Origin of the sequence: Kitasatospora sp. NPDC048715, from assembly GCF_043198905.1 — a bacterium.
GTDB classification, from domain to species: Bacteria; Actinomycetota; Actinomycetes; order Streptomycetales; family Streptomycetaceae; genus Kitasatospora; species Kitasatospora lactacystinica.
Genome location: NZ_JBICVH010000001.1, coordinates 1 through 17,350, shown reverse-complemented (window position 1 = coordinate 17,350; position 17,350 = coordinate 1). Strand labels below are relative to the sequence as shown.

General features: G+C 74.3%; 12 protein-coding genes and 1 tRNA gene. 7 read left to right on the top strand and 6 right to left on the bottom strand.

Annotated features, from left to right (window positions below):
- Nucleotides 1-18: 18 nt before the first annotated feature.
- From ACGFSC_RS00065 to ACGFSC_RS00055, 3 genes are read right to left on the bottom strand one after another with little or no spacing between them, the layout of a single operon-like run.
- Nucleotides 19-1,635 (bottom strand): protein phosphatase 2C domain-containing protein, encoded by a 1,617-nt coding sequence (locus tag ACGFSC_RS00065; protein WP_359912205.1) that lies wholly within the window; start codon nucleotides 1,633-1,635, stop codon nucleotides 19-21.
- A gap of 54 nt (nucleotides 1,636-1,689) precedes the next feature.
- The gene (locus ACGFSC_RS00060; RefSeq protein WP_359912202.1) at nucleotides 1,690-2,244 is read right to left on the bottom strand and encodes an FHA domain-containing protein; all 555 of its coding nucleotides are present in this window, start codon (nucleotides 2,242-2,244) and stop codon (nucleotides 1,690-1,692) included.
- 46 nt (nucleotides 2,245-2,290) lie between these two features.
- Entirely contained in the window at nucleotides 2,291-3,157 is an 867-nt protein-coding gene (locus ACGFSC_RS00055) for a DUF3662 and FHA domain-containing protein (RefSeq protein WP_359912199.1), read from the bottom strand.
- A 422-nt stretch (nucleotides 3,158-3,579) separates the two neighbouring features.
- Here ACGFSC_RS00055 and ACGFSC_RS00050 point away from each other — a divergent pair.
- Nucleotides 3,580-3,663: transfer RNA gene (locus tag ACGFSC_RS00050), tRNA-Leu, on the top strand.
- Nucleotides 3,664-3,763: 100 nt separating this feature from the next.
- On the opposite strand, the gene ACGFSC_RS00045 is transcribed toward ACGFSC_RS00050, so the two are convergent.
- Nucleotides 3,764-4,909, bottom strand: a complete 1,146-nt coding sequence (locus tag ACGFSC_RS00045) for a histidine kinase (RefSeq protein WP_359912196.1) — start codon at nucleotides 4,907-4,909, stop codon at nucleotides 3,764-3,766.
- Nucleotides 4,906-5,556: a response regulator transcription factor gene (locus tag ACGFSC_RS00040; RefSeq protein WP_359912234.1), complete on the bottom strand. Its 651-nt coding sequence runs from the start codon at nucleotides 5,554-5,556 to the stop codon at nucleotides 4,906-4,908. Before ACGFSC_RS00040 ends, ACGFSC_RS00045 begins: the two co-directional genes overlap by 4 nt.
- Before the next feature lie 340 nt (nucleotides 5,557-5,896).
- On the opposite strand from ACGFSC_RS00040, the gene ACGFSC_RS00035 reads away from it, so the two are divergent.
- Both ACGFSC_RS00035 and ACGFSC_RS00030 read left to right on the top strand, forming a co-directional pair.
- Entirely contained in the window at nucleotides 5,897-7,726 is a 1,830-nt protein-coding gene (locus ACGFSC_RS00035) for a phosphatidylglycerol lysyltransferase domain-containing protein (RefSeq protein ID WP_380357471.1), read from the top strand.
- Between the two features lie 275 nt (nucleotides 7,727-8,001).
- Nucleotides 8,002-8,694, top strand: a complete 693-nt coding sequence (locus ACGFSC_RS00030) for a hypothetical protein (protein ID WP_359912193.1) — start codon at nucleotides 8,002-8,004, stop codon at nucleotides 8,692-8,694.
- A gap of 81 nt (nucleotides 8,695-8,775) precedes the next feature.
- Here ACGFSC_RS00030 and ACGFSC_RS00025 read toward each other — a convergent pair whose 3' ends face one another.
- Complete coding sequence (locus ACGFSC_RS00025; protein ID WP_359912190.1) at nucleotides 8,776-11,556, bottom strand: SpoIIE family protein phosphatase; 2,781 nt, start codon at nucleotides 11,554-11,556, stop codon at nucleotides 8,776-8,778.
- Between the two features lie 278 nt (nucleotides 11,557-11,834).
- Here ACGFSC_RS00025 and ACGFSC_RS00020 point away from each other — a divergent pair, with 278 nt between their 5' ends.
- The 4 genes from ACGFSC_RS00020 to ACGFSC_RS00005 all read left to right on the top strand — a co-directional run bounded on the left by ACGFSC_RS00020 (nucleotide 11,835) and on the right by ACGFSC_RS00005 (nucleotide 17,277).
- Nucleotides 11,835-13,052 carry a rhodanese-like domain-containing protein gene (locus ACGFSC_RS00020; RefSeq protein WP_359912187.1) on the top strand — a complete coding sequence of 406 codons (1,218 nt, stop codon included), beginning with the start codon at nucleotides 11,835-11,837 and terminating at the stop codon, nucleotides 13,050-13,052.
- Between the two features lie 98 nt (nucleotides 13,053-13,150).
- Nucleotides 13,151-13,813: a DUF5819 family protein gene (locus ACGFSC_RS00015; protein WP_359912184.1), complete on the top strand. Its 663-nt coding sequence runs from the start codon at nucleotides 13,151-13,153 to the stop codon at nucleotides 13,811-13,813.
- Entirely contained in the window at nucleotides 13,810-15,066 is a 1,257-nt protein-coding gene (locus ACGFSC_RS00010; RefSeq protein WP_359912181.1) for an HTTM domain-containing protein, read from the top strand. The genes ACGFSC_RS00015 and ACGFSC_RS00010 overlap by 4 nt, the downstream gene beginning before the upstream one ends.
- 9 nt (nucleotides 15,067-15,075) lie before the next feature.
- The gene (locus tag ACGFSC_RS00005) at nucleotides 15,076-17,277 is read left to right on the top strand and encodes an FUSC family protein (protein WP_359912179.1); all 2,202 of its coding nucleotides are present in this window, start codon (nucleotides 15,076-15,078) and stop codon (nucleotides 17,275-17,277) included.
- Nucleotides 17,278-17,350 lie beyond the last annotated feature (73 nt).

Sequence of the window (17,350 nt, the reverse complement as noted above, 5' to 3'; positions counted from 1 at the left end):
TATGTCGGATCACGGACGTCACTGCTTCGGGCAGGAGTTGGCCCGGCTGAGTTCCTCGTCCGTCAGCGGAGCCTGGTCGCCCTGCGCGCCGGCCACCGGAGGGGTGGTGTTCGGCGCCGGGGCGGGTGCCCCCGGAGCGGTCGGCGTCGGCGTGCCCGAGGGCGAGGTGGTCGGTGTCGCCGCGGCCGGGCCGCGGTTCTTCTCGGTCGGGGTGGGCGTGGTGGCCAGGTACGCGGCCTGCACCGCCTGGGTGGCCGGCGGGGCGGCCGGGGCGGTCGCCCTCGCCGCCCGCTGGCAGAGCTGGACCCAGCCGTCGAGCTCGTTGACCGTGGACTGGGCGTCCTTCATGCTGCCGACCGAGATGGTCTTCTTCACGTGGACCTGCTGGTCCTCGGGCAGCCACTTCAGCTGGATCTTGCTGTACGAGGAGTGCACCGAGGACAGGCTCAGACCGGCCAGGTTCTGGTTGATGCCCTGGTAGATCGCGACGTGGTCGTCCTGGGTGCCGACGTAGTACTGGTCCTGGGTCCACCGGTAGCCGAACCAGCCGGCGCCGCCGAGCAGGCCGAGCGTGACCAGGACGGCCAGCGAGACGGTCAGGCCCTTGCGCTTGCGCTTCGCGGGCCGCTCCTCGTCGAAGTCCTCGGTGCCGTACACCGAGGGCTCGCCGGAGCCGTACTCGCCCTCGTACCCCTCGGCGGGGCCGAAGCCGCCGTGCGCGGCGCCGTAGCCCTCCTGGTAGCCCTCGGCCGGGCCGAAGGCGCCCTGCGGGCCGCGGCCGAGGCCGGCGGCGCGGCCGGCCGGGGTGTCCGCGATCGAGCGGTCGGCGGCGGCCGAGGACGGCGGGGCGTCGGCGACCGCGCCGACCACCACCGGGACGTCGTTGAACTGGCCGCTCATGGTGTCCGTGGCGCCGACGTCGATGACGTCCGCCACGATGCAGGTGATGTTGTCCGGACCGCCGCCGCGCAGCGCGAGCTGGATCAGCTCCTGCACGGTCTGCTCGGGCGCGTAGTAGCTGCCGAGGGTGTCCTGGAGGGTCTGGTGGCTGACCGGGCCGGAGAGGCCGTCGGAGCAGATCAGGTAGCGGTCGCCGGCCCGGACCTCGCGGATCGACAGGTCGGGCTCGACCTGGCCGCGGCCGTCCAGGGCCCGCATCAGCAGCGAGCGCTGCGGGTGGGTCTCGGCCTCCTCGGGCGTGATCCGGCCCTCGTCGACCAGGCGCTGCACCCAGGTGTGGTCCTGGGTGATCTGCACCAGGGAGCCGTCGCGCAGCAGGTAGGCGCGGGAGTCGCCGACGTGCACCAGGCCCATCCGCTGACCCGTCCACAGCATGGCGGTCAGGGTGCAACCCATGCCCTCCAGCTGCGGGTCCTCCTCGACCATCAGCCGGAGCCGGTCGTTGGCGCCCTGGACGGCGTCGCCCAGCAGGGTCAGCAGGTCGGCGCCCGGCACGTCCTCGTCCAGCCGGACGATCGAGCCGAGCACCTCGGAGGACGCGACCTCGCCGGCCGCGGCACCGCCCATGCCGTCGGCCACGGCCAGCAGCCGCGGCCCGGCGTAGCCGGAGTCCTCGTTCCCCTCCCGGATCAGTCCCTTGTGGGAGCCGGCGGCGAAGCGCAGCACCAGGGTCATGCGACCTGTGCCCCCCTCTGGGTCATGGACGGGATGCTGTCCCTCATGCGCCAACTACTTCCGCAGTTCGATGACGGTCCTGCCGATACGGATCGGCATGCCCGGCTGGAGCGGGGTGGGCGCGGTCAGGCGCTGCCGGTCCAGATAGGTGCCGTTGGTGGAGCCTAGATCCTCGACCGTCCACTGCCCAGTCTGATCCGGATAGATCCTGGCATGCCGGGAGGACGCGTAGTCGTCGTCCAGCACGATGGTGGAGTCGTGCGCGCGGCCGAGCGTGATGGTCTGGCCCTGGAGCGCCACCGTGGTGCCGGCCAGCGAGCCCTGCACCACGACGAGCTGGGTCGGGCCGCCGCGACGGCGCCCCCCGCCGCCCTGGGTCTGGCCCGCCGCGGGGCCGGCCTGGGCCGGTGCCGCGGCGCGCGCGGCGGTGGCGGCGGTCGCGGTGGCGGCGCCGCCGGCGGCCGTGGCGTTCGTGCCGCGACGGGAGGACCGCGGGTTCACCTTGGTGCCGAACAGGTCGCTGCGGATCACCTGGATCGCGACGATGACGAACAGCCACAGCACGGCCAGGAAGCCCAGCCGCATGACCGTGAGGGTCAGTTCTGACATGGCCGTCCCGCCAGTCGGTGAGCGAGGCGCGCGAACAATTCGGACACTACCCTTCGACCTGCCGGTAGACGATGGTGGTGGAGCCCACGACGATTCGAGAGCCGTCGCGGAGCGTAGCGCGCTGGGTGTGCTGTCCGTCCACCACGATGCCGTTGGTGGACCCCAGGTCGAGCACCATCGAGGGCGTGCCGGGCCGGATCTCGGCGTGCTTGCGGGAGACCCCGGGGTCGTCGATCCGCACGTCCGCCTCGGTCGACCGGCCGAGCACGCAGGCCGAGCCGGTGATCTGGTGCCGGGCGCCGTTCACCTCGACCCAGCGGCGCATCCCGGCGCCGCCGTGGCCGGCGCCGGGGAAGGCCCGGACGTTGCCGCCGGCGGGCGCGGGCGGGCCGGGGGGCATCGCGGGGGGCGCGGCCGGCGGCGGGGGCGCGCTGTACTGGCCGGCGCCGGGCTGCTGCCACGGTGCGCCGGGGGCGGGAGCGGCCGGCGGACGGTCGTAGCCCGGCTGCGGCGGCGCGTACTGCTGCTGCGGGGGCTCCTCGGCCGCGAGGGTGCGGCTGCGCACCCGGTACAGCCCGGTGTCCAGGTCGTCGGCCTTCTCCAGGTTCACCTGGAGCGGACCCATGAACGTGTACCGCTGGGCCTCCGCGTACTCGCGGACCATGCCGGCCAGCTCGGTGCCGAGCTGCCCGGAGTAGGGGCTGAGCCGCTCGTGGTCGTGCGGGCTCAGCTCGACGATGAAGTCGTTCGGCACGACGGTGCGGTCGCGGTTCCAGATGCTCGCGTTGTTGTCGCACTCGCGCTGCAGCGCTCCGGCGATCTCCACGGGCTGGACCTCGGACTTGAACACCTTGGCGAAGGTGCCGTTGACGAGACCCTCGAGCCGCTGCTCGAACTTCTTCAGCACTCCCATGGGGCACCCCCTTCCAGGGTTCGTTCGCCTGCCTGCCGGCCGGATCCCGCCCGGGACCCGGTCGCGCCTCCTACTTGCGGTACTTCCGTACTGATCGTATCCACGCCGGGCCCTTCCGTACGGTTCCCGGACCGTGTGGTGCCCGGGGGTGGGCTCGGACACACAGGGTGACGCATTTCGGGTACGGCACGCCAGGTGCGCCCGCCGGATCGCCCTTCCGGAAGTCGTACGGGCGTTCGTCGGGCATTGGTTCGGGTGTCACCGGGGTCCCCGGACAACGGATTCGGAGCAGCCCCCCAGGTCGTGCTAATGTTTTCCATGTCGGAAGGGCCGCCCGAAAGGGAGGCCGGTCCAAGGAAGTGCGAAGTACCGATGGTACCGAGCACCCCGGAAGATCGGTCGGCAACGAGGACAACACCCATGCGCGGGTGGCGGAATAGGCAGACGCGCTGGATTCAGGTTCCAGTGCCCGAAAGGGCGTGGGGGTTCAACTCCCCCCTCGCGCACAGCGAAGCCCCGCAGATCTACGGATCTGCGGGGCTTTTTTGTCGTCCGCTCCCCGCCCGACGGCCGCCGGCACCGGTGCCTTCGCCGGGCCGGGGCGGATCAGCCGCGGCTGGCCGGGAGTTCGGCGCGGACCTCGAAGCCGCCGTCCGGGGTCGGCCCGGCGGTGAGGGTGCCGCCCAGCAGCTGGGCGCGCTCGCGCAGGCCGACGAGCCCGTGGCCGCCGCCCGGCAGCGTCTCGGTGGGGTGCACCGGAGGCGCGTCGTTGCGGACCTCGACCCGCAGCCGGCGGCCCTTCGCCCGGACCCGCACGTGCACCGCCGCCTCCGGGGCGTACTTGGTGATGTTGGTGAGCGCCTCCTGGACGGTGCGGTAGGCGGCCCGTTCGACCGCCTCCGGCCACGGGCGGTCGCCGGGGACCAGCTCGGAGTCGGCGGTCAGGCCGCTCTCCTCGATCAGCCGGGGCAGGTCGGCCAGCCGGGGCTGCGGGGCGAGCGGGGCGTCCGGCAGACCGCCGGTGCCGCGCAGCACCCCGACCATCTGGCGCAGCTCGTCCAGGGTCCGCACGGACAGCTCGCGGATGGTGCGGGCGGCGGTCACGGCCGCCGGGTCGGGGCTGCTCACCTGGAGCGCTCCGGCCTGGATGCTGATCAGGCTGACCTGGTGCGATACCACGTCGTGCATCTCCCGGGCCAGCCGGCCGCGCTCGCTGATCAGCACCCGCTCGGCCAGCAGCCGGCTCTCCCGCTCCTGGCCGCGGGTCAGCTCGTCCAGGCGGGCGGCCAGCTCCCGCCGGGTGCGGGCGAGCAGACCGGTGGCGGCCGGGCCGGCCGCCAGCATCACGGCCTGGATGGCGTCCAGCGCGGTGGCGCGGCTGAGGTCGAGGACGCCCTCGGGCAGCGGCCAGTGGAAGAACTCGACCAGGGCGAACAGGACGCCGCAGGGGATCACGATCCGGGGGCGGGGGCGCTCGGCGGCCACCGAGTAGACGGCCGTGATCGGGGCCAGCCAGATCTCGTCCACGAAGCTGCCCGGCATGGTGAGCAGCAGCACGGTCACCGGGAAGCGCCGTCGCCAGAACAGGGCGACGGCGGCCAGCGTGGACAGCGCCACCTGCCACCAGGCGGCCTCCCGGGCCACCAGGGCGGCGTCCAGCAGGGAGTAGAGGACGGGCAGCAGCAGCATCAGCCAGGGGGCGGTGCACCAGGCCGGCAGCCGTCTGGACGGCAGTTGGTCGGCGGTCGTCATGCCCCGTCGCCGGGCTTGGGCCGGACCAGCCCGGCCCGGTGGGCCAGGACGGCGGCCTGGACCCGGTTGGCGGCGCCGAGCTTGCCGAGGATCGCGCTGATGTGGTCCTTGACCGTGCCGGTGCCGAGGAAGAGCCGGTCGGCGATCTCGGCGTTGGACAGGCCCTCGCCGAGCAGCGCGAGCACGTCGAGCTCGCGGCCGGTGAGGGTGCGGGCGAGCGCGGTGGCCTCGGCGTCCGGGCCGCCGCCGTCCACGTAGCCGCCGATCACGGTGCGGGTGACGGTCGGGGAGAGGATGTTGCCGCCGGCCGCGAGCACCCGGACGGCGTGCACCAGCTGCTCGGGGGCGGTGTCCTTGAGCAGGAACCCGGCCGCGCCGGCCCGCAGCGCGGTGCCGATGTACTCGTCGGTGTCGAAGGTGGTGAGCATCGCCACGGCGGGCGGTTCGGGCAGGGCGCGCAGGCGGCGCAGCACCGAGATGCCGTCGAGGTCGGGCATCCGGATGTCGAGCAGTACCACGTGCGGGCGAAGCCGCTGGACGTGTTCCTCGGCCTGTCCGCCGGAGCAGTCGCCGACCACCTCCAGGTCGTCGGCGGAGCCGACGATCAGGCCCAGGCCGGAGCGGACCAGGATCTCGTCGTCGACGATCAGCACGCGGGTGGTGGTGATGGTGCCTCCTCGGTTCGGGCGGCCGGGTCGGGGCGGTCCGCGTGGGTCGTTCCGAGAGTAGGGGTTGTGCGAGTGGGGTGCCGAACGCCGGGGGCTGATCACCCCCGCCGTTCGGCGGGGGTGGGAATCCGCTACCCGGTTCACGCAATTCTCAGGTTCGGTGGGGAAACATGGAGTTGGCTGACCCTTTTCCGGCCGCATCCTCCAATCGGGCGGTCGGCCGGGTGAGGTCGCCGGTCAGTCCGTCGGGCCCGAGCGGGCGCCCGGCGCCGGGCCTTTTGCGGATGCGCCCCATCATCTGATCGTTTGGAATTGAGCTGTGTCGTCCACTGTGAAGTCGGAGCCGTCCGCCACGTCCCACGGACCCCGGCCCGGCGACGTGCTGGACCGCTGGCGTCCGAGGGCCGCCGCGGCCTCCGTCTGGTACCTGCGGCTGATCGCGCTGCTGAACGTGGCGACGGTGCTCCTGGTGCCCTTCCGCGACCAGGTCTACGAGCACAACGAGGGCGAGTACTTCACCCCGTACCTGATGACCGCGGGCTTGGCCAGCGCGGTGCTGTCGGTGTTCCTCGCGATCGCGATGCGGCGGCGCAAGCGGGCCGCGTGGATCTTCAACACGGCGCTCGGCGGGATGTTCGCGCTGCTGTACCTGGCGGCCATGCTGGTGCCGGACGAGCGCTTCGACTCCCACCCGCTCAACTACATCTCCACCGTCCTGACCTGCCTGTTCGTGCTGGCGCTGCTGATCGGGCGCAAGGAGTTCACGTCCAAGGGCGACAGCTCCAACCCGAAGACCGCGGCGGCCACCTTCGTCGCCGGGCTGGCGTTCGGCGGCGGGGTGGGCGCGCTGCTGGTCTGGCTGACCAACGAGCTTTCCGGCGCCGGCTTCTGGGACCTGTTCCGCTACTCGGTCGGCCGGATGATCACGATCACCCCGTCCGAGCACCTGCGCTCGGTGATCGCCGCGCCGACCTGGGTGAACGCCGCGATCAACGCGATGGGCGCGGTGCTCTTCCTGCTGGTGCTGTACGTGGCCTTCCGCAGCCCGCGCGGCAAGGAACTGCTCACCGCCGAGGACGAGGCGCAGCTGCGCGGCCTGCTGGACAAGCAGGGCGAGCGGGACTCGCTCGGCTACTTCGCGCTGCGCCGGGACAAGGCGGTGATCTTCTCCCCCAGCGGCAAGGCGGCGGTCACCTACCGGGTGATCGGCGGCGTCTCGCTCGCCTCGGGCGACCCGATCGGCGACCCGGAGGCCTGGCCGGGCGCGATCGACGCCTGGCTGTCCGAGGCCCGTGAGCACGCCTGGGCGCCGGCCGTGATGGGCGCCTCCGAGGAGGCCGGGGTGATCTACGCCCGGCACGGGCTGGACGCGCTGGAGCTGGGCGACGAGGCGATCGTCGAGCTGGACGAGTTCTCGCTGGACGGCCGCGCGATGCGGGTGGTCCGGCAGGCCTACAACCGGGTCAAGCGGGCCGGGTACACGGTGCGGATCCGCCGCCACGAGGACATCTCGGAGGAGGAGATGGCCGAGCTGGTGGCCAAGGCCGACGAGTGGCGCGACGGGGCAACCGAGCGCGGCTTCTCGATGGCCCTCGGCCGGCTCGGGGACCCGGGCGACGGCCGCTGCGTGATGCTGGAGTGCCACGACGGCGACGGCGAGCTCAAGGCGCTGCTCAGCTTCGTGCCGTGGGGCCCGGACGGGCTCTCGCTGGACCTGATGCGCCGGGCCCGGGACACCGAGAACGGCCTGATGGAGTTCATGGTCATCGAGCTGCTGCAGCGCGCCGAGGAGGTCGGGCTGAAGCGGGTCTCGCTGAACTTCGCGATGTTCCGCTCGGTCTTCGAACGCGGTTCGCGCCTCGGCGCCGGCCCGGTGCTGCGGCTGTGGCGTTCGGTCCTGGGATTCTTCTCGCGCTGGTGGCAGATCGAGTCGCTGTACCGCGCCAATGCCAAGTACCGGCCGATCTGGGAACCGCGCTACCTGCTCTTCGAGAAGAGCAGCGAGATTCCGCGGATCGGCATCGCGAGCGCGCGCGCCGAGGGTTTCATCGTCGCGCCGAGCCTGCCCGCCCTGTTCCGCCGCCGGCACGCCCGGGCCGCCGTGGTGGCGCCCCGGGTCCCGGTCGCGGCCCGGGACGGGAAGGGGTAGCCCTCCGTCGGGGGGCGGAGGGGGCCGGTCGGTCGAAATGGGGGGCCGATGGGGGGATTGCCTCCCCCCAGAGGATGACCCCGCTCCACATCCGTGCCGATGTGGCTTTGTTAAGAGGCTTCTAATGTTGGAGTAGTCGAGAGTTCGGGGATTCGGAGAAAGTTGTGATTCACAGGACCCACGCGGGGGGCGTGCGAAAGGGGCCGCTGGCAATCGCCGGATCGGCCGCTGTCGCCGAGTGGGGAACGTTGTTCGCGACGGTCCGGGACGCGGTGGTGCGAAAGAAGTTCGCCGCCGTTCCGCTGGCCACGGTCGCGACGTTTCTGATCCTGCTGTTCAGCATCGTCCAGCACCTGCCGGGCGGAGAGCGTTTCGTCAACAACATCGGGGTGGTGCGGGCGGCGCTGCCGCTGGACGTCTCGCTGCTGCGGACCCCGCTCTCGCTGTACGTGCCGGCGCTGGACCTTCCGGTCTGGGGGGCGCTGGCCCAGGTCTTCGTGGTCTTCGCGATCGCCGAGATCGTGCTCGGCCGGCGGATGACCCTGGTGGTCGCCTACACCTGCACCCTGGCGGGCACGCTGTTCGCCCGGGTCGGCGTGGCGATCGGGCCGCACCACCTGTTCGGCTTCCCGAAGTGGGTCGCCTACGTGCGGGACACCGGGCCCTCGGCCGCGGTGGTGGCGCTGGCGATCTGCATCGCGTTCCGCTGCCGGGCCTGGTTCACCGGCGGCCTGGTGGTGGCGGTGATGATCGGCGAGGCGGTGGTGCTGCCGAACCTGGCCGGCCTGGAGCACATGGTCGCGGTGGTCACCGCGCTGCTGATCGCCGTCTCGGTCGAGGTCTTCGGGGACTTCTGGCCGAGGGTGCTGGCCGGGGTCGGCGCCGCCGCCTCGGTGGCCGCGGCCGCCTCGCGGGAGGTCGCGGTGGAGGCCCGGCGGCGCCGCTCGGCGGGCGCCGTCATCCCCTGACGGGTGCCGACGACGTTCCACCGGCCGCGTACGGGTGCCCGTACGCGGCCGTTCGGCGTCCGGCGGCCGTCGGCGCGGCCGTCAGGCGTGCGGGAGCGGGAGCTCGAACCAGACGACCTTGCCCACCGCCTTGCGGGCGGTGCCCCAGCGTTCGGCGAGCTTGGTGACCAGGGTGAGGCCGCGACCGGTCTCGCCGAGCTGCTCGGCCGGCTCCAGCGAGGGCAGGTTGTGGTTGTCGTCGCTGACCTCGACGAGCAGTTTGTCCACCCGGATCAGCTGGAGCTTCACGGTGTCCCGGGCGACCCGGACGGCGTTCGTCACCAGTTCGCTGACCAGCAGTTCGGTGGTGTCGCTGAGCGCCTCCAGGTGCCAGCCGGCCAGCTGCTCGCGCACCAGCGAGCGGGCCCGGCCGACCTCGCGGTGGTCCACGGTGAGGTCCCAGGTCGCCACCTCGGACGGGGCGACCCCGTCGAAGCGGGCCACCAGCAGGGCGACGTCGTCCTTGCGGTCGTCCGAGTGCAGCCGTCGCAGCACCTCGTCGCAGGCCTGCTCGGGGCTCTGCCGGGGGTCGATCAGGTTGCCGCAGAGCGCGGCCAGGCCGGCCCCTATGTCCCCGCCCCGGACCTCGACCAGGCCGTCGGTGCAGAGCACCAGCATCGAGCCGTCCGAGACGTCGATGGTCTTGGCGACGAACGGCACCCCGCCGACGCCGATCGGCGCGCCGGCCGGGATCTCCAGCAGCTCGCCGCTGCCGTCCGGGTGCACCAGGACCGGCGGGACGTGGCCGGCGCTGGCCAGCTCGCAGGTCCGGTTGATCGGGTCGTAGACCGCGTACAGGCAGGTCGCGAGGTGGTCGTCGCCGAGCTTGTGGGCCAGGTTGTCCAGGTGGCGCAGCAACTGGCCGGGCGGCAGGTCCAGGGCGGCGAGGGTCTGCATGGCGGTGCGGAAGCGGCCCATCGCGGCCGCCGAGTGCAGGCCGTGGCCCATCACGTCGCCGACCACCAGGGCGACCCGGCTGCCGGGCAGCTGGATCGCGTCGAACCAGTCGCCGCCGACCTCGGCCTTGGGGTCGCCGGGCAGGTAGCGGTGGGCGATCTGCACGCCGGGGATCTGCGGCGGGCGGGTCGGGATCATCGAGCGCTGCAGGGTGGTGGCGACCCGCGCCTCGGCGCGGTGCAGCCGGGCGTTGTCCAGCGACAGCGCGGCGCGGGCGGCCAGCTCCTTGAAGGTCGCGGCGTCGCCCTCGTCGAAGGGGGCGCGGTCCGGCAGCCGCAGCAGCTTGAGGATGCCGAGCACGGTGCCGCGGGCGGAGAGCGGGACGACCAGCATCGAGCGGCCGGTGACCACCGGGGCCAGCCGGGCGCCGCCGAGCGCGATCGCGTAGTCGACCGCCACGTCCGGGCTGACCACCGGGACCAGCACCGGCTGGTTCAGCTGCAGGGCCATCCCGGGCGGGGTGCGGCGGGGCATGCTGACCAGCGAGCCCTCGGAGAGCACGTGGTCCCAGGCACCGCCGGTCTCGTTGTAGACCAGGGCGACCCGGCGCAGCATGGTGTCGTCGTCCGGGCGGGCGGCGGGCAGCTCGGAGTCCGAGATCAGCCCGTCCACCAGGTCCACGCAGGCGAAGTCGGCGATCCGGGGGACCAGCACCTGGCACAGCTCGTGGGCGGTGAAGCCGAGGTCCAGCGTGGTGCCGACCTTGCCGCCGACCTCGTTCAGCAGGGCCAGCTGTTCGCCGGCCTGCCCGTTGGTGAGGAAGGGGCCGAGCCGTCCGGCGGGCGGGCCCTCCCCGGCCGCGGGCGCGGGGACCGGGACGGTGGCGGGCGGGGCCTGGTCGGTGCGCGGCAACGGATGGCCGTTGGCGGGGGGTTCGACGGCGGTGTGCTCGATGGCGGGGGCTCCTGCGGTGGGCGGGGGTGCCTCCCGGCCGGAGGCGGGGGGAGGGACGGGCGGGCCGCCGCCCGCCGCGGCGCCCGCGACGGCGGCCACCGGCCGGACGGCGGCGGGGAAGGCGGCCGGGGCGGCGGGGCGTTCGGCGGCCTCGCGCTGGACGGGCAGCGGGCCGGGCGGCCGGCGGCCGGGCGCGCCCTGTTCGGGCTGCGGCGGCGGGCCGACCCGGGCGGCGCGCTGCTGGGGCGTCGGGTAGCGGCGGCCGAGGCCGGCGGCCGCGTGCGCCGTACCGGTCTGCGCGTCGGCGGGCAGCACCGGCAGCACGGTGGCCGGGTCCAGCCGCAGGGCGGGCAGTCCGCCCCGGTCCAGCGCGGCCAGCAGCGCCGCGCGGTGGCCGGCGGGCAGCAGCCGGGCCAGTGGCTCGGGCACCGGCCGACCGGCCGGGGTGAGCGCCGCGGTCAGCGTGTGGAAGCCGCCCCGGGCGCCGGGCGCGGCGGCGAAGGGGAGCAGCCGCTCGCCGAGTGCGAGCCGCGGCCCGGTGGAGCGCAGCGGGCGGGCGTCGGCGGCCACCGCCAGCAGTCCGCCGGCCGGGCCGGGCAGCGGGTAGGCCCACCAGAGCACGTCGCGCTGGTGCTCCTCGCGGTCGGTGACGGTCAGCCGGCCGGCCCAGGGGCGGCCGTCGGCGGTCCGCTCGGTGAGGGTGTCGAACGCGTCGCAGGGGCGGCGGACGGAGCAGCGTTCGCGCGCCCGGGGTTCCAGGGCGGGCAGCAGGCCGGAGGCCGGGCGGTCGTGGGCGACCTCGGCGCGGTGGCCGAAGAGTTCCTCGGCGGCCCGGCCCCACTGGGCGATCCGGCCGGACCGGTCGACCAGGACGGGGACGAGCCGGACCAGGGCGGCCACACCCGTCGGGTGGTCGCCCGGCGCGGTTCCGTCGCCCGCCGGCCGCGGTGTGGAGTTGGACTCGGCCACCATGGATTCGCTCTGCTCCCGCCTGGCCGCCGCGCCCGGGGGCGGCCGTCGCTCCGGAGGAAGGCACGCTGTGCGGATACCAGCGAAGCACGGACCGGGCCGGGCTCGACACCGAAACGGGGAGATTCCTCAGGATCGGTTGCGTGTCGTGTGCCGCACGCCGGTTCGTGCCCCCGGTTCACCCGGACGGGGCCCGCGACCACGGCGGTAGGGTGGCAGGCCGGACCGCCCGTACGGGTGGTCCGCAGGACGCATCCGGCCGGACGAGACAGAGGCGACAAGTGAGCGCGCAGAGCCCCGCCCGCTGGACGGACCCGGAGCAGCAGGCACTGGAGGAGCGGGTCGCCGCCGCCGAGCTCGCCTGGCTCAGCATGGACGTGGACGTCCAGACGCTGCGGGTCGAGATCGACAACTTCGCGCTGATCCACCACCAGCTGCTCGGCCCGCTGTACGCCCGGCTGGACGAACTGGACGCGCTGGTCGCCGAGGCCGTCGCGGCCCGCACCGGCCGGCCGGAGGACCTGCGCCGGGCCGCCGAGGCACGGCAGCAGGTCGAGGACCTGCCGGACCTGGACGCGCTCTTCGACTCGGTGCGCGAGCAGGCCGGCCAGGACGGGGAGGCGGCCCCGCCGCCCGCCGCACCCGAGCGGGTGCGGCCCGGCAAGGACGCCCAGCGGATCTACCGCGAGCTGGTCCGCCGCGCCCACCCCGACCTGACCACCGACCCGGCCGAGCAGCAGCGCCGGGCCGCCTTCCTGGCCCGGGTCAACGAGGCCTACGCGTACGGGGACGCGACCGCCCTGGGGGCCCTGGCCGCCGAGTGGTCCACCGCGCCGCAGGCCGCGCCCGCCGTCGACGCGCCCGACCGCGCGGACTGGCTGCGCCGCCGGCTGGACTGGCTGACCGCCAAGATCACCGAGACCGCCACCGAGCAGGTCCGGCTGGAGCAGACCCCGATGGGCCAGCTGCTCGCCCTGGCCCCGCAGGACCCGGACCGGCTGCTGGAACAGCTCGCCGAGGAACTGCTGGCCAAGGCCGCCGAGCGCCGGGCCGAGCTGGAACGGCTGCTCGGCGGCCCGGCCCCGGCGGACGGCCCGGCCTCCGGCGGCCGGGGCACGGCGCCGGTGGGCGACAATGACACGCATCCCCGCGAATCCCAGGAGAGCCACACGATGTTCCCGCAGATCCCCTCCGCCGACGCCGCCGCCGTGCCCGCCGACGCCGCCCTGCTGGACGTGCGCGAGCAGGACGAGTGGGACGCCGGCCACGTCGACGGCGCCCTGCACATCCCGATCGGCGAGGTGATCGCCCGCCTCGGCGAGCTGCCGAAGGAGAAGCTGTACGTGCTCTGCCGGGTCGGCGGCCGCTCCGCGCAGGTCGTCCAGTACCTGGTCCAGCAGGGCCGGGACGCGGTGAACGTGGACGGCGGGATGCACGCCTGGCAGGGTGCGGGCCGTCCGATGGTGAGCAGCACCGGCCAGGAGGCCTTCGTCCTCTGACGGCCCGGCACCCGCCGCCCGTGCCGTGCGGCAGGATGGGCGCGCGCGAGCGCGCCGGCACCGGGCCGGTGGCGCCCGCCGACCGGTCGGGGGAGGCCATGACCGAGACGACGGACCGGCCGGCTGCCGGGAGGACCTGGTCCAGGCCCGCGCAGCTGGTCCTCGGCTTCGCCGGGTCGGTGCTGGCCGGCGGCACCGGGCTGTTCCTCGCCGCGGTGTTCCTGCACGTCGCGCCCGCCAACTCGGTGTCCCGGCAGTACCGGGACGAACTCGACGGCGTGGTGTACCCGGAGTTCGAGCAGAACTGGAAGCTGTTCGCGCCCAACCCGCTCCAGCAGAACGTGAGCGTGGACGCCCGGATCCGCACCGCCGCGCCCGACGGGTCCACCCGCACCCACGACTGGATCGGGCTGACCGCCCAGGACGTCGCCGCGATACGGGGCAACCCGGCGCCCAGCCACGTCGAGCAGAACCTGCTGCGCCGGGCCTGGGACTTCTACGACGGCTCGCACAACCCGCAGGACGAGACCCCGGCCTCCCCGCGCGGCAGGCTCGCCGAGCAGTACCTCAAGCGGATCGCCCTGCAGCGGATCGGCCGGGAGGCGGACGGCGGGCGGGTCGTGGAGATCCAGTTCCGGTCGACCGCGGCCACCGTCCCGCCGCCGTCCTGGAGCGGCGAGCCCGCTCCGGCGGCGCCCCGGGTGCGGGAGCTGCCCTGGTGGCCGGTGACGGACGAGGACTACCGGGGGCTGCTCGGATGAACGAGGCGACGGTGCGGACCGCGGCACCCGACGGGGCGGCACCGGACGGGGCGGGGCCGGACGGCGGGGTGCCCCGGCAGACCGGGGCCGCGCGGCCGGTGGAGTCCGGGGCGGCGGGGGCGGCACGCGGGCCGCGGGCCCCGCTCGGCCGGGCCGCCGAGGCGTTCACCGGACGGGCGCTCGGCCGCCACCAGGCGGCGGTGGTGCGGATCGGCTTCGGACTGGTCTGGCTGGCCTACCTGCTGCGCGAGTGGCCGCACCGGCGGGTGCTGTACGGCGACCTCTCCCCCTGGTCGGCGGAGCTGGCCGAACGGCTGCTGGCCGACAACGGGGCGTTCACCGTGCTGCCCTGGTTCGGCGGCCGGCTCTGGTCCGAGCTGGTCTACCACCTGGCCGTGCTGGCCGCCCTGGCCGTACTGCTGGGCTGGCGGACCAGGGCGAGCACGGTGCTGTTCCTGGTCACCGTGCTGTCCCTGCAGAACCGCGACGTCTTCCTCGGCGACGGCGGCGACAACGTCGTCCACCTGATGGCGGTCTACCTGGTCTTCACCCGCTGCGCCGAGGTCTGGTCGCTGGACGCCCGGCGCCGAGGACCCGGGCGGACCGGAGTGGTGCTCTGGGCGGTGCTCGGAGCCGTCCTGGCGGCCTGTCAGTTCGGCGGCTTCGCCGGGGACACCCTGACCTGGACCGACCGGGCCTTCCCGTACCTCGGCTGGTCCCCGTTGTTCTGGGCGATCTGGACGGCGGCCGGGCTCTGGTGGACGCTCGGCCGGCTGCGGCCGGACGGCGAGCCGCGGGCGGTCCTCGACGCGCTGGCGAACATGGTGCACAACTGCGCGATGCTGGTGATCGCCGTCGAAGTGGTGCTGATCTACGCCACGGCCGGCTGGTACAAGGTGCAGGGCTCGCGCTGGCAGGACGGCACCGCGCTGTACTACCCGCTGCACCTGGACTACTTCACGCCCTGGCCGGGACTGTCCGCGCTGGTCGGCTCGGCGCTGCTGCCGGTCTTCCTGATCTCCTACGGCACCGTGATCCTCCAGGTGGCGTTCCCGTTCACGCTGCTCAACCGGCGGGTCAAGAACGGCCTGCTGGCCGTCATGATGCTGGAGCACGCGGGGATCGCGGTCGTGCTCGGGCTGCCGGTCTTCTCGCTCGCGATGATCGCGGCGGACGCGGTGTTCCTGCCGACCGGGGCACTGCTGTGGGCGGCGGCGCGGCTGAGCCGGATCCGGCGGAGGTATCCGGCCTAGGATGTCGCTATGTCCTGGTTCGCCGCACTTCGTGACACCGCGCGGACCGGACTCACCCTGGACCGGGCGCTCACCGACCCCAAGCGGGCGGTGCGCGGGGCCGTCGCGGTGGCGCTGGTGCTCTTCCCCACCCTCGCGCTCGGCGGGGTCGCGCTCGCCACCTCGGCCGCGATGGGCGCGTTCATCGCCGGCTCGGCCACCTTCCAGCGCAGCTTCCGGCCCCGGGCCAGCCTCGCCGTCGCCGCCGGGGCCGGACTCGGCATCAGCACCTTCCTCGGCTACCTGGCCGCCGGCGTCCCCGGGCTCTTCCCGGTGCTGCTCGCGGTGTGGGCCTTCGGCGCCGGACTGGCCTGGGCGATCGGGCCCACCGCCGGAGTGGTCGCCACCAACACCGTCTCGGTGATGCTGATCGTCGTGCAACTCCCGGTCAGCACGGTCACCGCGCTCGGCCACGGGCTCGTCGCCGCCCTGGGCGGAGTCGCCCAGGCCACCGTCATCACCGTCTGGCCGATCGGCAGCTGGACCGCCCAACGGGAGGCCCTCGCGGATACCTACGCCGAACTCGCCGACTACGCCCGCCGGTTGCGACAGGACCCGACCGCGCACGTCGACCCCGAGCCGTTCATGACGGCCCGCCACGCCGCCGCCCTCACCCCCTGGCAGGACCGCCACCGGCCGCCCGAGCTGCGCGGACTGCGCGGCATCGCCGAGCGCATCCGGCCCACCCTCGCCGCACTCGCCGACCCCAAGGTCGGCGCCCCCGAAGAAGGACCGGGCCGGGACCGGGCCCGGGAAGTGCTGGCCGCCGCCGCCGAGGTCATGGACGCCCTCGCCCGGGCGATCCGCACCGGCGACCCCGTCCGGCTCCCCCGCTCCGCGCCCTCGCTCACCCTGGTCGGCTCCGACGACGGGCCGCGGCTCCAGGGCGCGGCCCGGCGCTCCGCCCGGCGGCTCGGCGGGCTGCTGCGGAAGGCCGCGGACACCCTGGACCGCAACGACGAGGACACCATCACCACCCCCGTCGTCGGGGCCGGCGGGGCGCTGCGCAAGCCCACCATCGCCCGGATGCTGCCGGTCGCCGCACGGGCCGTGCGGCGGCAGCTGCACCCGCGCTCGGCGATCTTCCAGCACGCCGTCCGGCTCGCCGGCGTGGTCACCGTCGCCTACCTGCTGGCCCGGCTCGCCGGATTCCACCACGGGTACTGGGCGCCGATGACCGCCGCGATGGTGATGCGGCCGGACTTCGCCCAGACCTACAGCCGGGGCGTCGCCCGGCTGGCCGGAACAGTGGTCGGAGTCGCCGTCTCGACGCTCGTGGTGCAACTCGCCCACCCCGGGCAATGGGTGCTGGCCGCGCTGGCGGTGATCTGCATCGGCGGGTCGTACCTGGCGTTCCGCACCGGGTACGCGCTCACCACGGTCGGGATCTCCACGTACGTGGTGTTCCTGCTCGGACTGCAGGAGGGCAACCCGCTGGTGACGGCCTTCGAACGGGTCGGGCTCACCCTGCTCGGCGGATCGATCGCACTCGTCACGTACGCGCTCTTCCCGACCTGGCAGACCGCCCGGCTCGGCGAACGGCTCGCCGAATGGCTGGCGGCCGCCGGACGGTACGCGGCGGCGGTGATCGCCTGCTACGAGGAGCCGGCAGCGCCGCGCGGACGGGTGGTGCGCAGCGCGCTGCTGGACTCCCGGGAGGCGCGCTCCGAACTGTTCCAGGCGATGCAGCGGGCCGACGCCGAACCCGGGCGGCACGAATCCGGGCTGGCCGGGGTGAGCCGGCGCCAGATCGACCGGGCCCGGGCGGCGGTCGGGGCCCTCGGGCGGGCGGCGGTGCTGCTGGAGGCCCACCTGCCGGCGGGGGACGCGGAGCCGGTGCCGGGGGCGGGGGCGTACGCGGAGGAGCTGCGGCTGGCGACGGCGCTCGCGGCGGGGGCGATGCTGACGGGGCGGACGGTGGAGTTCGGGGCGGTGCGGGACGCCCAGGTGTGGTTGGAGGAGGGGCTGGCGGGGGCGCCGGCGGGGGTGCAGCGGGATGTGGTGAGGGCGGGGACGCGGTTGGTGGGGCAGGCTCTGCGGGATTTGGAGCGGGCCTTGCGGGGGTCTTCTGTGGGGGAGGGCTCTCGGGAGGGTGGTCTTCGGGAGGGGGGCTCTCGGGAGGGTGGGGGGCCGGGGGCGGCTCCGGGGGTGGGTGCTCCGGGGGCTGGGTGATTTTCAGACTGCCGACCCTGTGGGTGGGGCGCTGGGCGTCGTTGGCAGTCTGAAAATCACCCGTCACGCCCCT